The 14,980-nt window shown below is 42.8% G+C and carries 17 protein-coding genes; 9 read left to right on the top strand and 8 right to left on the bottom strand.

The genetic code is table 11. The features are described 5' to 3' along the window. Positions 1-216: 216 nt before the first annotated feature. The 3 genes from folD to ACM0OW_RS21460 all read left to right on the top strand — a co-directional run bounded on the left by folD (position 217) and on the right by ACM0OW_RS21460 (position 2,703). Positions 217-1,092, top strand: a complete 876-nt coding sequence (folD, locus tag ACM0OW_RS21470) for a bifunctional methylenetetrahydrofolate dehydrogenase/methenyltetrahydrofolate cyclohydrolase FolD (protein WP_414552176.1) — start codon at positions 217-219, stop codon at positions 1,090-1,092. A gap of 136 nt (positions 1,093-1,228) precedes the next feature. After that, positions 1,229-2,158, top strand: coding sequence for a geranylgeranyl diphosphate synthase CrtE (crtE, locus tag ACM0OW_RS21465; RefSeq protein ID WP_414552174.1), 930 nt, complete (start codon positions 1,229-1,231; stop codon positions 2,156-2,158). An 89-nt stretch (positions 2,159-2,247) separates the two neighbouring features. Continuing rightward, complete coding sequence (locus ACM0OW_RS21460; RefSeq protein ID WP_414552172.1) at positions 2,248-2,703, top strand: divergent PAP2 family protein; 456 nt, start codon at positions 2,248-2,250, stop codon at positions 2,701-2,703. Between the two features lie 102 nt (positions 2,704-2,805). Here the strand turns inward: ACM0OW_RS21460 and ACM0OW_RS21455 are convergent, their stop codons facing one another. From ACM0OW_RS21455 to ACM0OW_RS21430, 6 genes are all read right to left on the bottom strand, one after another. After that, positions 2,806-3,486: a hypothetical protein gene (locus tag ACM0OW_RS21455; protein WP_414552171.1), complete on the bottom strand. Its 681-nt coding sequence runs from the start codon at positions 3,484-3,486 to the stop codon at positions 2,806-2,808. Positions 3,487-3,598: 112 nt separating this feature from the next. After that, on the bottom strand, positions 3,599-3,928 hold the full coding sequence (locus ACM0OW_RS21450; RefSeq protein ID WP_414552169.1) for an MgPME-cyclase complex family protein: 330 nt from the start codon (positions 3,926-3,928) through the stop codon (positions 3,599-3,601). A gap of 81 nt (positions 3,929-4,009) precedes the next feature. Then, positions 4,010-4,792, bottom strand: a complete 783-nt coding sequence (locus tag ACM0OW_RS21445; RefSeq protein WP_414552167.1) for an ester cyclase — start codon at positions 4,790-4,792, stop codon at positions 4,010-4,012. A 100-nt stretch (positions 4,793-4,892) separates the two neighbouring features. Then, complete coding sequence (locus ACM0OW_RS21440; protein WP_414552165.1) at positions 4,893-5,609, bottom strand: pyridoxine 5'-phosphate synthase; 717 nt, start codon at positions 5,607-5,609, stop codon at positions 4,893-4,895. Between the two features lie 282 nt (positions 5,610-5,891). Next, on the bottom strand, positions 5,892-6,623 hold the full coding sequence (locus ACM0OW_RS21435; RefSeq protein WP_414552164.1) for a hypothetical protein: 732 nt from the start codon (positions 6,621-6,623) through the stop codon (positions 5,892-5,894). Between the two features lie 77 nt (positions 6,624-6,700). Next, positions 6,701-7,483, bottom strand: coding sequence for an ABC transporter permease (locus ACM0OW_RS21430; protein WP_414552162.1), 783 nt, complete (start codon positions 7,481-7,483; stop codon positions 6,701-6,703). Positions 7,484-7,601: 118 nt separating this feature from the next. Here ACM0OW_RS21430 and ACM0OW_RS21425 point away from each other — a divergent pair, with 118 nt between their 5' ends. From ACM0OW_RS21425 to ACM0OW_RS21400, 6 genes are all read left to right on the top strand, one after another. Next, positions 7,602-7,784: an RNA-binding S4 domain-containing protein gene (locus tag ACM0OW_RS21425; protein ID WP_414552160.1), complete on the top strand. Its 183-nt coding sequence runs from the start codon at positions 7,602-7,604 to the stop codon at positions 7,782-7,784. Positions 7,785-8,534: 750 nt separating this feature from the next. Beyond that, positions 8,535-9,035 carry a DUF2231 domain-containing protein gene (locus tag ACM0OW_RS21420; RefSeq protein ID WP_414552158.1) on the top strand — a complete coding sequence of 167 codons (501 nt, stop codon included), beginning with the start codon at positions 8,535-8,537 and terminating at the stop codon, positions 9,033-9,035. Next, the gene (locus ACM0OW_RS21415) at positions 9,032-9,637 is read left to right on the top strand and encodes a DUF2231 domain-containing protein (RefSeq protein WP_414552156.1); all 606 of its coding nucleotides are present in this window, start codon (positions 9,032-9,034) and stop codon (positions 9,635-9,637) included. Before ACM0OW_RS21420 ends, ACM0OW_RS21415 begins: the two co-directional genes overlap by 4 nt. Before the next feature lie 56 nt (positions 9,638-9,693). After that, positions 9,694-10,623 (top strand): cytochrome c oxidase subunit II, encoded by a 930-nt coding sequence (locus ACM0OW_RS21410; RefSeq protein WP_414552155.1) that lies wholly within the window; start codon positions 9,694-9,696, stop codon positions 10,621-10,623. Between the two features lie 11 nt (positions 10,624-10,634). Then, positions 10,635-12,296 (top strand): cytochrome c oxidase subunit I, encoded by a 1,662-nt coding sequence (gene ctaD, locus ACM0OW_RS21405; protein ID WP_414552154.1) that lies wholly within the window; start codon positions 10,635-10,637, stop codon positions 12,294-12,296. 68 nt (positions 12,297-12,364) lie between these two features. After that, complete coding sequence (locus ACM0OW_RS21400; protein ID WP_414552153.1) at positions 12,365-12,979, top strand: cytochrome c oxidase subunit 3; 615 nt, start codon at positions 12,365-12,367, stop codon at positions 12,977-12,979. Between the two features lie 15 nt (positions 12,980-12,994). Here ACM0OW_RS21400 and ACM0OW_RS21395 read toward each other — a convergent pair whose 3' ends face one another. Then, positions 12,995-13,321 (bottom strand): DUF3140 domain-containing protein, encoded by a 327-nt coding sequence (locus ACM0OW_RS21395; protein WP_414552152.1) that lies wholly within the window; start codon positions 13,319-13,321, stop codon positions 12,995-12,997. Positions 13,322-13,782: 461 nt separating this feature from the next. Beyond that, positions 13,783-14,829 carry a glycosyl hydrolase gene (locus tag ACM0OW_RS21390; protein WP_414552151.1) on the bottom strand — a complete coding sequence of 349 codons (1,047 nt, stop codon included), beginning with the start codon at positions 14,827-14,829 and terminating at the stop codon, positions 13,783-13,785. Positions 14,830-14,980 lie beyond the last annotated feature (151 nt).

Genomic DNA, 14,980 nt, shown 5'->3' with positions numbered 1-14,980 from the left:
GATGATTCCCCATTCTCCATTACCCTTTATATTTCATTCCTTAGCTGTTCAGATGAGGCAGTTTATCTGAGAAGATAAATAATATGAGTATGGTCTTGTGTGGAAAAACGCTAAGGCACTAAGCAGCAACGCCTTCATAGTCAATAGACTTTTGCCTATTGACTTGGCTGCAAAAGACTGAAATATGGACTAAGGGCGAGTCTTGTAGGGATTTTAATGGAAACAAAAACTGCCAAACTTCTCGATGGTAAAGCTTTAGCTGAAAAAATTCATCAGGAACTTTCAGCTATGACTACAGAAACACAAGCAAAATTTGGGCGATCGCCTGGTTTAGCTGTATTAATGGTGGGGGATAACCCCGCCTCGGCTGCTTATGTCCGCAACAAAGAAAAAGCTTGCGCTAAAGTCGGTATTGCTTCTTTTGGCAAGCATTTTTCTACAGAAACCACCCAAGGGGAACTAGAGGAAGTCATTGCTGCACTCAATCAAGATGAGCGTGTGGATGGTATTCTCGTGCAGTTGCCTTTACCTAGCCACTTGGATGCTGTCGCCCTGCTGAATAAAATCGACCCAGACAAAGATGCTGATGGACTACATCCAATGAACTTGGGGCGGCTAGTGCGGGGAGAACCTGGTTTACGCAGTTGTACACCCTATGGTGTGATGCGGCTATTGCAGGAATATGAAATTCCTTTGCAGGGAAAACAGGCTGTGGTGGTGGGACGCAGCATTTTAGTAGGCAAACCAATGGCCTTGATGTTATTGGAAGCTGATGCTACTGTTACCATTGCTCACTCGCGATCGCTCAACCTTGGTAATATCACGAAGAATGCTGATTTAATCATTGCAGCCGTCGGTCGCCCAGGATTAATTACTGGCGAGATGGTAAAATCAGGCTCCGTTGTGATAGATGTGGGGATGAATCGTGTAACAGATGCCAGTGGCAAAAGTCGCTTAGTCGGCGATGTTGACTGGGAATCAACTGCGGGTGTCGCGGAATATATCACTCCAGTTCCTGGTGGTGTTGGTCCGATGACAGTTGCTATTTTATTGCAAAACACAGTCGCCAGCTATTTGAAAAAGGCAAAGTAGTTATGAGTTATGAGTTATGAATTCTAAATTTTTAACTCCTCACTCCTCACTCATGACTTTTTCCGCGCCACAGCATCTTAAAATTGTGACTGATAAAACAAACAGCTAACAGCCTAAAATTGAAGGAATATTAAGAATGGTAGCAGCTGATAACCTCCAGAAAATGAAAGAGGAAGCCACCTTTAACCTAGTCGCCTATCTCAAAGAGCGGCAAAAGCTTTGTGAAACTGCTCTGGATCAGGCTATTCCCGTGATTTATCCAGAAAAGATTTATGAATCCATGCGCTACTCATTATTAGCTGGAGGTAAGCGTGTACGCCCCATTCTCTGCCTTGCTGCCTGTGAAATGATGGGCGGCGCAATTGAAATGGCCATGCCAACAGCCTGTGCTATGGAGATGCTTCATACAATGTCTTTAATTCACGACGACCTACCAGCAATGGATAATGATGATTATCGTCGTGGAAAGTTGACAAATCACAAGATTTATGGTGAAGATATCGCTATTTTAGCTGGTGATGGCTTGTTGGCTTATGCTTTTGAATTTGTTGCTACTCAAACCCCGGAAAACGTTTCGAGAGAGCGAGTTTTGCAAGTTATAGCTCGTCTCGGTAAAGCCTTGGGTGCTGCTGGCTTAGTGGGCGGTCAAGTAGTTGATTTAGACTCAGAAGGTAAGACAGATATTTCCCTAGAAACCCTGAATTTTATTCATAACCACAAAACGGCTGCTCTTTTAGAAGCTAGTGTTGTTTGTGGAGGCGTTATCGCTGGAGCATCTTCTGAAGATGTGCAACGACTTTCTCGCTATTCTCAAAACATTGGTCTGGCATTTCAGATCATAGATGATATCCTGGATATCACTGCTACCCAGGAGCAATTAGGTAAGACTGCTGGTAAAGACCTAATTGCTAAAAAAATTACTTATCCCAGCCTTTGGGGAATTGAAGAATCACGCTCCAAAGCTCAACAACTAGTGGAAGCAGCCTGTAAGGAATTGGAAACATTTGGCAAATTGGCACAACCACTCCAGGCGCTGGCTCACTATATCACCAGTCGCAATCACTAGGTCAATTTTGGATTGGGGATTTTGGGTTGCATTGAAATGTTTCCTCAGAAAATAATTGCTGCTAAATTTACTAATCGAACCAAAACACCATGCAGGACATAGGCGACATTTTAGATAACCGGGTGCTGTTGGTTGCTCTGGTAGCTTGTTTAATTGCTCAAGCATTGAAGCTTGTAGTTGAGGTAGTCAAAAATCGGAAACTGAATGTCCGTGTTTTAGTGACAACTGGAGGTATGCCCAGCGCCCATTCAGCTTTGGTGACAGCTCTAGCGGCTGGTGTAGGGCAAAGTATTGGTTGGGCATCGCCTGAGTTTGCTTTGGCTACAGTTTTTGCCATCATCGTCATGTATGATGCTGCCGGAGTCCGTCAAGCTGCTGGTAAGCAAGCCCGAATTCTCAATCAAATGATTGATGAATTATTCCACGAAAAACCCGACTTTAGCCAAGACCGTCTTAAGGAATTATTGGGACATACACCAGTACAGGTGATAGCTGGTTCGGCTTTGGGTATAACCATTTATTGGTTAGCTAGGTCTGCTTACTAGTACCGTAATTCGTAATTCGTAATTCGTAATAGAGCCAACAGCAGGCTACGCCAGCGTCAATCGTAATTCCAGTACCAGATACGTTTCAATGACTCAAATATGTTAAAAGCGTACAGATGAACGCAGTAACATTACCTTACTTCCATCTACGAGGACGGCAAAAAAACCGCGTTCGTTGAGCCTTTGCAGTGTGTTGTATGCTTCTTGTCGATTGCCAGTATAAATTGCCAATAAGTAAGGGCGTTGTCCGTAAGAAGCAAAACCTATGTTACCTCCCACTACTTGCTGGACGCTATTAACTAGTTCTGGTTTGTTAAAATAATCCACCAATACAGCATAACCATCTCCTAGTACTTGGGGATTAAAGCTGATTGTCGGAGGTTGATTTTGTGGTGCTTGAACTGGAGGTGGAGTTGGTGCTTGTGTGACATTACCTCCTGGTCTTGTTGTGATGATGGCAGATAAACCGACAATATTATCTATATATCTCGCCCAACGATTAGCATCGTCAATTCTGTTAAATCCACCGATGCGCGTTACTGTATCCGTGAGATATCGGCACGTTGTAGCTTGAATTTCATTTGGTAAGGCACTACGTAACTGTTTCTGATTATTTGCTGTGGGACTAACTACCAGCAAAAGATATTCTCCAGGGCGGGGAGGTTGACAAACGGGAAGATTTTGTTGGGCAGTGACAGAAGTCATGCTACCTATTAAGCTGGCTGTAGTAAGTGCTAATACACTAGATAAAGCATCAAATTTTTGCAAAAGATTGGGACGCATAAACTGGATTTTTTTCAAAAAGTTTAAAAATGCCTTTTTTTCTCCCTACTTTCAGGGCAGGTTTTTCACCTACCCCAAATTGTCGTAGCTGGCGAAGTTTACTACGAACTGCTTAAGACACTGAGGTGAGTGATGCCAAAGGATCTGAGATTGTCTGAGAAGGAGCCTGAAATTCTCCTGTAATTACATACTCTAATCGCAGTTTTAGCCAGGTAATAAATTGGGCATTGGTGGAAATAATGGCGGCGGCTGGTTTAGGACACTGCGCTTTTAGCTCTGCCATCTCAGGTGATTCTAAGAAAGCTGGCTGCTTCACTAACCAAAAATCAATTTCTTTTTCTTGTTCATGGTAGTAACGAATGCGTTCTTTAAGGATTTCTGCGGTTGGTTCTTCTTGTATCAGGAATTTTTGACTTGCCAAAGCGTAATAGTATGTTTTCATTTTTTTAACCTTTGTTTACTATTCAATAATTTGAGGGTACAGAGCTATATCCTGTACCCCTAAAAAATAATTAAACCAGAATTACCTGATCAAAGCACTAAAAGGACAAGCACTGGTTTTTGGTTCGCCAGTTCTGGGTTGTTCTTGCCAATGCCACAATTGTTGGAAAAAACTCCAAAAATTCGGTTTTTTCTGCTTTTGTTCACCAGTTTCTTGTTGTTCGCTTGCTGTCAGCTTCTCTAAAAACTTGGTGTTGTCATAGTAGTGTTCCAAGGAAAGGATTTTTAAGTCCTCGGTGACATGGGCAACACTCATGCCAATCACTTCTATTGTCTCTCCTGTGGGGGCATTGTTTTTGTATGCGCCTTTAAAATGTCCCCAATGCCGCCACTTAAAGGCTACGGTGGGGGGGGCTGAGAAGACTTCTAGCACTTCCCACAGAAATCCTTCTGGAAATGCTGTATGGAAGAGGCTTGTGGATGTTTCAAAGTTTTCCTCAGCCGCTTTGTAATGTTGGGTATTCCCAATTAAGAGTTTGTAAGTCCCTGACTCAACTACATCTGATATTGTGTAGCTAGGGCCTCCATTGGTACTCATACGGAACTTTTCGTTGACAACCGATATCCACTGCTGGGGGTTGGTTTTGAAGTTAGCTTCTACATCGAAGGTTCTCACTAAGTTCTGAACAATGGCTTCTAGTGAGTCTTGGGGATGATTACGTGTACTTTCTTTGGCTAGGTTTTCGTTGGAACGGGTGTAGTCGGGAAATTTGCCATAGCGCCATTCAATATCGGTACTTTGTTCTAGTACTTTATCTCTGTGCTGTACCCAAAGGGGCAGGCTGTTAGAGTCTGTTGAGGTCATAGCGTTTTGCTGAAAGATTTAACTCCAAATTTCTGGATTTCGCAGTTACAACCCCTCTGTTTTTAAAGTCTTGAGTTTTTAGACGCGATGAATCGCGTCTCTACAAGAGTATGGCTTGTTTCATTTCGCGGACTGCTCTTTCGATTCCGACTAATGCGGCTCGACTGATAATGGTATGACCAATGTTTAGTTCTTCCATTCCTGGTAGTGCAGCTACGGGATAAACGTTCCAGTAGGTGAGTCCATGACCTGCGTTAACGCGCAAGCCAGCTTTTATTGCTTGTTCACACCCTTGAGCTAATATGGCTAATTCTTGCTGGCGATGGGTTTCGTCTTTAGCCTCAGCGTACTGTCCGGTGTGCAGTTCAATAAATTGCGCTTTTACCTTGACGGATGCTTCTATTTGTGCTGGCTGTGCGTCGATAAATAAACTAACTGGAATACCAACGCTCTGTAATTTATCGACTATCTCACCTATTCTAGCAATTTGTCCGACGATATCTAATCCGCCTTCTGTTGTGACTTCTTCCCGCTTTTCGGGGACTAAGGTCACGTAATCTGGTTTAATATCGAGGGCAATTCCTAACATTTCGTCTGTAGCGGCCATTTCTAAGTTGAGATGCGATCGCACTGTCTGCCGCAACAATACCACATCTCTGTCTTGGATATGTCTTCGATCTTCCCGCAGATGCACTGTAATACCATCTGCACCCGCTAATTCTGCCAGTACCGCAGCCGCTACGGGGTCTGGTTCCACTGTCCGCCGGGCTTGGCGAATGGTGGCGATGTGGTCAATGTTAACGCCAAGTGTAGGCACCCTTGTCTCTCCCTGTCCATAATCCCTAAGTCTTGATTTTAACGGATTTTAGTTAGATTTAAATAATAGAATTATGGTTGAGCGTAGCCCATCGCGTGAATTACTTGCAATCGCCATCTAGCCCTAATTTTCCTAATATCCCCATTGTTGAATTAATTAATGAATATGTTCAGCAATGTTTAATTATTGCTAGAAGTCAAGCTATGCATAATTTTAGAAATTGGGTTAACACTAATACTAAAAGGATGGAAGATAAAATAAGAGAACTGAGGCATCCGTGGTTCAATTAAGATCACACAAATCCTTACACATTCTAAGGAAATCATCAGCAGGAATACTTAACATATCCCGTAACAAAGGCAGAGTGTTAATAAGTATCTTCGGCTGCTTATCAAAGAGCAATTTTAAAATATCTTCTGGAGGAATACCCTTATCTACTAATGGTCTATAACCATTATTAACAAGGAATTGATGAACCAAACTGCGTATATTGGTTGGTTTTTCGCTTGGAATATACCCGTTTTTATCTAACTTAATTTCAACCGTTGTAGCAGGATAATAAAGAGGTGTATGTGACTGGAAATCAGAAGGTATGCTGCCTAAGTAATCATGCACAGTCTGCAACCCAATATTAAGTAATTGTTCATAGGAATATTCTCTGCTAAACCTAGCGATAAAAGCTAGGTTTTCCTCGTGAACAGATTTAGAATGATGCCCGATTTTAGGGTTGGCTGTACAAATTAAGCGATGTAAAGATGGTTTATTAATATAATCATAGCCGTACAAATCAACAATCATTTTAATAAAATCTTCAAGGGATAAACCAGTCCTACGCTTTGCGTGACTACGCAGGTTATTTTTACTAGCTATGGTTTGATTCCATCTCTCTCTAGATTCTTGATACTTTTCGGGTGTGATTTCACTTTCTTGAGGTTTTTCTTCAGGAATTTGTGGATCTCGTACAATTTCCCATAAAATAGTTCCAAATGGTGTTTCTGAATCCTTTGATAACATTTGTTTTTAAGATTTAACGTAATTAGATCGTGTCCGGGTTTCGGGTAGCAGCAACTGCTTAATCATGATTATACCTCTTAACTCGAAGCACTAGTATAAAAGCGCAAGGCAAACCGCCAAAAACTACTGGAAACCCAGAACAGCACCACAGCTAAAACTCCAGCACCTATTGTCCAATTCATTTCACCCCGACCCAGCATCGCTTCTGCTGGTATAGTTGTTAAAAATGCCACAGGAACTACAAAGGTAAAGAAAAAGCGGTAAGCGGTGGGATAAGCTACCATAGGATATCTGCCAGCTTCTAACAAACCCCGTAAAACTTCAGTAGCGTTGTATATTTTGACAAACCAAATGCTAGTTGCACCCAGCATAAACCACAAGCTATAAAGAATTGCCAAGCCGAATAATAATGGCAATGCACTCATCAGGTAATTATTGATTCCCAAACCGAGGCGTGTACCTGCATAGCCGATGATTATACTGCCAAAAACTAAATCTGGTAGTCCCCAAGGTGACAAGGTATGAGTAGAAAGCCAAAATTGACTGCGGATAGGTTTGAGTAGGACAAAATCTAATGTCCCTTCTTGGACATGACGGACAATGCGATTCAGGTTTGGGGCTAAAAAGGTAGCTGCAAAGCCTTGTAACAAGGTAAAGATTCCCAGAACTAATAAAGCTGCTGACCATGACCAGCCGGTAAAGGTGTAACCAGTACGGTAAAATAAAAATAATCCAAAAAGACTGCCGGCGAGATTACCCATACTACTGAGGGTAGCTATGAGAAAATTGAGACGATACTCCATCTCAGCTGCGATCGCAGTACTCCAAAATAGCTTTAATACTTGCCAATATCTTCTCATCTTGCACCCTTAACCCAATATATTGCCAGCATAGCTAATCACCAGCCATCTTAGCCACACGATCAACTATTCAACCTAAAATGAAAGTATCGTGCATAAAGTGAATTCCCAAGTTTAAATGATCAAACTCGACCAGTTTTTAAAGTTTATGGGTTTAGCCTCAACTGGAGGACAAGCCAAACTAATAATTATTGATGGTGGCGTAAAAGTCAATGGTGAAGTTGAAACCCGACGCGGACGAAAATTAGTATTAGGCGACAAAGTAACAGTAGAAGGGAAAACTTTCGAGGTTAATCTCTAATGTAACGCTTCCCTCCACAAATATATCCTGAACACCCTACCCGGTTTTTGGCGATCGTCAAACTTAACCTTTCTACTAACGGGTAGGGTTCGGAGTCTGATGCTTAATGCACCGAATATGATCATCTAAAAACATCTGGTTGGCATCTTTAAATTACATTAAACTCTTGTGGGGAGGGAAAAGATGCCCGCCTATGTTATGCAAATTAAATGGTGATTAGCTTATGAATGCTTTAACATTTACTTTTAAATTGAAAATTCAAAACTCTATTTCTTTGTAACTGATATTACAAAATCATAATTTACGAATGTTCCATGTTGGACATTCAAAGCTTTTCATGTATGCAATATATGGTAAATGCAAGCTAGTTTACATTATTAAAATATTTTTTGGAATTTTATAAGCATTTTTCAAAGTTCATCTTAATTTTTTTGACAATTCGTAAAAAAACTTTAAGCTAAAATATAGATGGCACAAATCAAACAGAACACAGCAGTTTTGTTAGATAAATTAAAAATTGCTGTTGTAGATGATCGGCATGAACAAATGAATTGAAATTAATCATTGATGATAAATAGTAACTGCATCGCGTTGTCACCACAGTAGAGACGCAGCAGGACTATATATTCACATTGACCGGATTTCGCTGCGTGTAGCCATACAAACTCCGGTCAAGCGTAAATAATTATAGTGGTGTGAGGGCTGTCAATATTGACGATTGAGGTGCAATAGATTGTCCAGGAGAACACAATGCTTGAGTATCTGACATCATTGAATGACCATAATTTGCCGTATCCAGATACGATGCACCCCATCGTTGTCCACTTCGTAATCGCGATGGTATTGTTTGCATTCTTCTGCGATATATTAGGCTATTTTACTGGTAGAACTCATCTTTATGAGGTGAGTTGGTGGAATATGTGTGTGGCAACGATCGCTATCTTTGTGGCGATTATTTTTGGTCAATTTGAAGCAGGTTTAGCACAACCTTACGACTTAGTTAAATCAGTGTTGAATGTACATACATTGGTTGGTTGGTCGCTGTCTGGAATTATCGTCTCAATTACAGCTTGGCGCTATGTGATTCGTAGCCGCAACCCTTACAAATTGTCGATTCATTATATGTTAGCTGGGTTGTTTTTGACCGTTATTGTAGGTGTGCAAGTATATCTTGGAGATCAACTGGTTTGGGTTTATGGACTGCACACAGTACCAGTTGTTGAAGCAGTCAAGGAAGGTATCTTGCCATGAACTCTGAACTCATTGACCAATTAAGCGGACAATTGGGCGCAAATGGTTTACCTTACTCCATTCCCATTCATCCCAACTTAGTCCATTTGACTTTGGGTTTATTCATCATTGGGATTACCTTTGATATTGTGGGTAAACTGTTCCCCTTCCAAAAATGGATCTTTAAGTTTTTAGCAATTCCTGTAGAACCTGCCAACTTTTTTGATGTGGGCTGGTACAACATGATAGGCGCGACTATCATTACTGTCTTTACTGTCGCCGCAGGCTTTTATGAAATGCTGCTGGCAACCCCACCAGCTGATGTGAAAAGTGCCTGGGGAATGCAGGCAATGGAAACCATGATTTGGCATGGTGTTGGTGGCGTATTCTTACTAGCCCTGATTTGTGGCATGACCATTTGGAGAGGATGGCAGCGCTTTGTTTGGAGTGAAGACGCAGACCAACAAGTGCAGTGGAGTTATCTGGCTACAGGTATGGCAGTGATGTTAATCCTGTACGTCCACGGCACATTAGGGGCGCAAATGGCGGCTGAATTTGGCATCCATAATACAGCAGATAGCTTACTGCGCTTGGGCGAAGACCTCAACACAATGCTGAAATAACCAATGTTGGTCATTTTCGATTAATGACTCATGACTAACACTAATGACTAACAATTATGGAAATGCGGAAGATTTTCAATATTTTCACCGTGTTTGTGGGTGTAGCTATTGTGACTGTCACCAGTCTCTGGATAGGAAATCAGGCTTATACCTGGCTTCCACCCCAAGCAGCAGCAGAATCTGTGCTAATTGATGATTTGATTAGCTTCTTAGTCACCTTGGGTGCGTTCATCTTTTTGGGCGTAACCAGCACTCTGATATATTCTCTGATTTTTCATCGGGCGGAAGAAGGCGACTTCACAGATGGCCCCCACATTGAGGGTAATATCGCCTTAGAAGTTGTCTGGACAGCCATTCCTATTATGTTAGTGCTGTGGATTGCTAGCTATAGCTATCAAGTCTACGAACAAATGGGAATTCAAGGGCCGATGGAAATTGTACATTTGCATAATCCTGTCGGTATGGAATCGGCTTATGCAGCACCAAAAGATCAACCAGTAGATGCCTTAGCTGAACCTGTAGAAAACATTGACGTACTGGCTAAACAATGGGCGTGGGTGTTTCACTACCCTGAAAGAAACGTTACCAGTACAGAATTGCATTTACCAAGCGATCGCCGGGTACGTTTGGCACTAAAATCAGCAGATGTGTTGCATGGCTTCTATATTCCTGCATTCCGCCTCAAGCAGGATATAATTCCCAACCACACCATAGACTTTGAATTTACCCCCATCCGTGCGGGACAGTATCGGTTAACCGACTCCCAATATAGCGGTACATACTTTGCCACCATGCAGGCCAATGTAGTCGTGGAATCTCCCGAAGACTACCACCAATGGCTATCCCAAGCTGCAACCCAAAAACCAATCCCCGCTTACAATCAAGCAGCTTCTGAGTATGCCCAAGCAGCTAGTCAGTCAGTCAAAACTGGTTGGACTACCGTAGAACCTGCGGCATCTCCTCTCGTAAATTATCCTGGTTCATAGGAAACTCACCGATGACAAATATCCCTGTTGCAGGCATCAGTCACCCTGGTGAGAAGCCAAGTGACTGGAAAACATACTTCAGCTTTAGCACCGACCACAAGGTAATAGGTATACAGTACCTTGTTACCTCATTCATCTTCTTTCTCGTCGGCGGTATCTTCGCAATGGTAATTCGGGGAGAACTAATTACACCCGAATCAGACTTAATTGACCGCACCGTATACAACGGAATGTTCACCATGCACGGCACTATCATGCTGTTTTTGTGGACATTTCCCTCCCTAGTCGGCTTTGCTAACTATCTAGTCCCGCTAATGATTGGGGCGCGAGATATGGCATTTCCCCGACTCAATGCCGTTGCCTTTTGGATGGTGCCGGTAGTCGGAACACTGTTAATGGCAAGTTTCTTAGTTCCTGGTGGCCCCGCCCAAGCCGGTTGGTGGTCTTATCCACCAGTTAGTCTGCAAAACCCCACTGGTAACTTAATTAATGGTCAAGTGCTGTGGTTACTAGCAGTAGCCATATCCGGCGTATCCTCAATTATGGGGGCAGTTAACTTTGTCACCACCATTGTGAAAATGCGCGCCCCAGGTATGGGCTTCTTTCGGATGCCTTTATTTGTTTGGGCAGTATTTAGCGCCCAAATCATCCAATTATTTGGACTACCTGCACTGACAGCCGGTGCAGTCATGCTGTTACTAGACCTCACAGCTGGAACAGCCTTTTTCAACCCCAGCCACGGGGGTAATCCAGTCATGTTTCAGCATTACTTCTGGTTTTACTCCCACCCTGCCGTTTACGTGATTATTCTGCCCATCTTTGGTATTTTCTCAGAAATCTTCCCTGTCTACTCCCGCAAACCATTGTTTGGCTACAAAGTAGTAGCCATTTCCTCAATGTTAATTGCCGTAGTCAGTGGTATTGTCTGGGTACACCACATGTACGTCAGTGGTACACCAGGCTGGATGCGGTTGATATTCATGCTCACCACCATGTTTGTATCCGTACCCACAGGCATTAAAGTATTTGCTTGGGTAGCCACCATTTGGGGCGGTAAACTGCGGTTAGATACAGCCATGCTGTTTTCCCTGGGTGCTTTAGTAATGTTCGTCTTCGCAGGTATCACAGGCATTATGCTGTCCTCTGTACCTGTAGACGTACACGTAAATAACACCTACTTTGTAGTCGGTCACTTCCACTACGTTCTCTTTGGCACAGTCACGATGGGCTTATATTCAGCCATCTACCACTGGTTCCCCAAAATGACCGGCAGAATGTACTACGAAGGCTGGGGTAAACTACACTTTTGGTTAACATTCATTGGCACTAACCTCAACTTTTTGCCCATGCACCCATTAGGGTTGCAAGGAATGTTGCGCCGAGTTTCCTCCTACGCCCCAGAATACGAATTTTGGAACATTATCGCTAGCTTAGGCGCTTTTCTCCTAGGAATGTCTACCCTACCCTTCATATTCAACATGATAGTTTCCTGGATGCAAGGCGAAAAAGCCCCCGATAATCCTTGGCGCGCCATTGGACTAGAGTGGATGGTTTCCTCACCACCCCCAGTAGAAAACTTTGAACAAATTCCCATCATCATATCCGAACCCTACGGCTACGGCAAAACAGAACCCTTAACAGCCAACAACCCCGCATTAAAAAACGCAGACTAAACTCCCTCCGCGCACCTTTGCGCTTCCCTTCGCGTTCCTCTGCGTTTAAAAAAGGAGAATTCCCCTCAATGGACAGTTCCATCAACCCAGACGAATTACAAATATCTCACCATCACTCAAGCGTTGAACACGAACACGACGAAGAAGGCAACAAAATGTTTGGCTTCATCGTGTTCCTCCTCTCTGAAAGCGTCATCTTTCTCAGCTTCTTCGCCGGATATATCGTCTACAAAACCACAAGTACCAACTGGCTACCAGCCGGAGTTTCAGGACTAGAAATCAGAGAACCTGCAATCAACACAGTCATTCTGGTTTCCAGTAGCTTTGTAATTTATTTGGCAGAACGCGCCCTGCAAAACCACAATTTAAAGGGATTTCGCATATATCTTGGGGCCACAATGGCAATGGGTAGCTACTTTTTAGTAGGACAAGGTATTGAATGGAGTAACCTAGAATTTGGTTTTACTTCCGGGGTATACGGTGGGATGTTCTATCTGCTAACTGGTTTTCACGGTTTGCACGTTTTCACCGGTATTCTGTTGCAGTCGATTATTTTTGTCCGTTCTTTCCTTCCTGGGAACTACGAATCAGGTCACTTTGGCGTAAATGCCACCTCGTTATTTTGGCACTTCGTAGATGTGATTTGGATTGTTTTGTTTATCCTCATCTATCTTTGGCAATAGGTTTTTGGGGATACTTCACTTCAGTGGGTCGTGTCCCCAATTCATTAACGAATAACGCCAACGAGAGTTTTCAATATCACTCGATGGCCTTTGTGCTGTATGGCGGTGAACATAACTAATAACTTTCTTCATGTGGGATAGGTCATCATCGTTATAATCATCTTGCTTGTGCAATAGTTCGATAATCCGCCGCCCGGACTTGTGACCAATTGACTCGTCGTCTCCATCCTTTTGACCAACCGATTGGGACTCATGTGTTTCAAGCCAAGACTCTAATTCCTGGGGGGACATATTGACGGCTTGGTGAAACTCATCAATTACTGATTTAGGATCACGACTCATATATGGCTTTTAATTAAGTTTTGCCATTTTAATACTGCTTAACTGTATGAGTTCAATCCATCTATCCAAGTACACATCTTAATACATACAAACATACAAAGCTTCTCAATTAAATAAAGTACAGATTTATTTATAAGTAAGGATGTAAGAAAAATTTAATGTATATAAAAAAATATAAATTACTAGTAGTGGCGTGGCAAGTTTAAAATGTTGCAAAAAATTGTAGGTTGGGTTGACGTAAGGAAACCCAACATCATTGGTCGCGTTGGGTTGCGCTGCGCTTAACCCAACCTACGTCTAATGCACTATTTTAAGCTTGTCAGTCCAGTAGTGGCGTGACAAGGCTAAAATGTTGCAATAGATTTTTGAGAAAATTGAGATAAATCAATGTTTTCTGCTTTTCCCTAATGCACTATTTTAAGCTTGTCACGCCACTACACTCATTTGTCTTTACATGAGTATTAATATTCACCCCAGCGATGCCACTGGCGAAAATTAGTTCCAGCACTTACAGCCAAACCAATCTGATGTTGTGATGATAGTTCATCGTGACCACCTTCGTTAGCGCCGATGTAATACATTCGGAAACTACCATCATCCATTGGGACTACACAAGGCGTACCGACTGCCCTTGCATCCCAACAACCAGAACCTTTTTCAGCATGGCTAAATATGGGGACATCTGTATCTTTTTGCCAATGAATACCATCTTCAGAAATAGCCAAACCAATGGAGTGATAACCACTGTTATTCACACCTTCATAAAACATTAAATATTGTCCTTTGATTTTTAAGACATGGCGAGTACCAATACCTCTCTCATCAAAACTCCCAGACTCACCCGCCCCTAAAATCTGACCTACTTTTTCCCAATGCAAACCATCGCTTGATACTGCTAAACCGACTAAAAAACCTTTTTCTGGGTTCAGGGTGTGGTAATATAATTTCCAACTTCCATCATCATGCAACACTTGTGGCCAAGCACAGAATAGGGCATCAAATTCGCCGTCTTTCCCTACATCTAGAATTGCCCCTTGATAAGCACCTTCTAGGCGTACCCAATTTATCCCATCACGGGAAATAGCACAGCCGGGGCGCATCTGTAACCCTTTAGCTGAAAATTTGCCGATATCGACAACTGTGTGGTTCCCGCCAAAGTACCACATCCAATAGAGACCATCGTGAAAATTGACGTTACTGACACCAACATGGGCTGAATCAAAGCGCTGAGTGTCTGGGTGAGGTTCCAATACAGAACCCATTGTTAATTGTCCTTGGACTCGTTGCCAATTCACTCCGTCTGGGGAAATAGCTAAACCACAGCGCCCAGTTGGTAAGTTAATTTGCCGGTCAAAAGCAGCATCCCGACCGTAGTACCACATTTTCCACGTTCCATCGGGACAGCGCATGACTTGCGGTGCTGACACTCTCTCGGAATCCCACCAGCCTTCTGTTCCTGGTGCTAAGACTAGACCGGGTTGATTGATTGGTGTTGTTTTGTTATTCATGAAATTGGAAGATAAACGTTCGCGTAGCGTGCGCGTAGCGCATACCACAGAGGCACAGAGAACACAGAGAAATGAGGAAGAGAGAGATTTATGTTAAACCTTGTCCATCATGAAAAGTGGAGTTTTTGTCATTGCGACGTAAGGAAGCAAT

The sequence above is a fragment of the Anabaena sp. CCY 0017 genome (assembly GCF_963920885.1).
Lineage (GTDB): Bacteria > Cyanobacteriota > Cyanobacteriia > Cyanobacteriales > Nostocaceae > Nodularia.
This window is presented reverse-complemented; position numbering and strand designations above follow the sequence as displayed.

Excerpts from the sequence above, each read along its gene's own strand:
- folD (WP_414552176.1), top strand. The coding sequence starts at position 217 with ATGGAAACAAAAACTGCCAAACTTCTCGATGGTAAAGCTTTAGCTGAA.
- crtE (WP_414552174.1), top strand. The coding sequence starts at position 1,229 with ATGGTAGCAGCTGATAACCTCCAGAAAATGAAAGAGGAAGCCACCTTT.
- ACM0OW_RS21460 (WP_414552172.1), top strand. The coding sequence starts at position 2,248 with ATGCAGGACATAGGCGACATTTTAGATAACCGGGTGCTGTTGGTTGCT.
- ACM0OW_RS21455 (WP_414552171.1), bottom strand. The coding sequence starts at position 3,486 with ATGCGTCCCAATCTTTTGCAAAAATTTGATGCTTTATCTAGTGTATTA.
- ACM0OW_RS21450 (WP_414552169.1), bottom strand. The coding sequence starts at position 3,928 with ATGAAAACATACTATTACGCTTTGGCAAGTCAAAAATTCCTGATACAA.
- ACM0OW_RS21445 (WP_414552167.1), bottom strand. The coding sequence starts at position 4,792 with ATGACCTCAACAGACTCTAACAGCCTGCCCCTTTGGGTACAGCACAGA.
- ACM0OW_RS21435 (WP_414552164.1), bottom strand. The coding sequence starts at position 6,623 with ATGTTATCAAAGGATTCAGAAACACCATTTGGAACTATTTTATGGGAA.
- ACM0OW_RS21430 (WP_414552162.1), bottom strand. The coding sequence starts at position 7,483 with ATGAGAAGATATTGGCAAGTATTAAAGCTATTTTGGAGTACTGCGATC.
- ACM0OW_RS21425 (WP_414552160.1), top strand. The coding sequence starts at position 7,602 with ATGATCAAACTCGACCAGTTTTTAAAGTTTATGGGTTTAGCCTCAACT.
- ACM0OW_RS21420 (WP_414552158.1), top strand. The coding sequence starts at position 8,535 with ATGCTTGAGTATCTGACATCATTGAATGACCATAATTTGCCGTATCCA.
- ACM0OW_RS21415 (WP_414552156.1), top strand. The coding sequence starts at position 9,032 with ATGAACTCTGAACTCATTGACCAATTAAGCGGACAATTGGGCGCAAAT.
- ACM0OW_RS21410 (WP_414552155.1), top strand. The coding sequence starts at position 9,694 with ATGGAAATGCGGAAGATTTTCAATATTTTCACCGTGTTTGTGGGTGTA.
- ctaD (WP_414552154.1), top strand. The coding sequence starts at position 10,635 with ATGACAAATATCCCTGTTGCAGGCATCAGTCACCCTGGTGAGAAGCCA.
- ACM0OW_RS21400 (WP_414552153.1), top strand. The coding sequence starts at position 12,365 with ATGGACAGTTCCATCAACCCAGACGAATTACAAATATCTCACCATCAC.
- ACM0OW_RS21395 (WP_414552152.1), bottom strand. The coding sequence starts at position 13,321 with ATGAGTCGTGATCCTAAATCAGTAATTGATGAGTTTCACCAAGCCGTC.
- ACM0OW_RS21390 (WP_414552151.1), bottom strand. The coding sequence starts at position 14,829 with ATGAATAACAAAACAACACCAATCAATCAACCCGGTCTAGTCTTAGCA.